General features: G+C 51.2%; 2 tRNA genes. Both read left to right on the plus strand.

What is annotated here, in order from left to right:
• The first annotated feature begins 7 nt into the window (after positions 1–7).
• Positions 8–92, plus strand: a tRNA-Tyr gene (locus tag HWW83_RS25475).
• A gap of 188 nt (positions 93–280) precedes the next feature.
• A tRNA-Tyr gene (locus tag HWW83_RS25480) sits at positions 281–365 on the plus strand.
• Positions 366–373 lie beyond the last annotated feature (8 nt).

The raw sequence follows: 373 nt of genomic DNA on the forward strand, positions 1-373 counted from the left end.
TGTATATGGTGGGGTTCCCGAGCGGCCAAAGGGAGCAGACTGTAAATCTGCCGTCACTGACTTCGAAGGTTCGAATCCTTCCCCCACCACCATCTTCTCTCTGTTGATGAACTTGAAGCGAAAGCTGAAATATCATTAAACGCCGGGGGGAGGATGAGAAGCTTCGACAAGGTTCGAGCTGAGCGCGGCGAGACAACGCGCTTTAGCGCGGTAATCCTTAGAAGCACACAATAGGAATTTAGCCCATTCCTTAAAAAATCAGCAAATCCATGAATACCATGGTGGGGTTCCCGAGCGGCCAAAGGGAGCAGACTGTAAATCTGCCGTCACTGACTTCGAAGGTTCGAATCCTTCCCCCACCACCATCTCTTGC

Source organism: Serratia ureilytica (genome assembly GCF_013375155.1).
Taxonomy (GTDB): domain Bacteria; phylum Pseudomonadota; class Gammaproteobacteria; order Enterobacterales; family Enterobacteriaceae; genus Serratia; species Serratia ureilytica.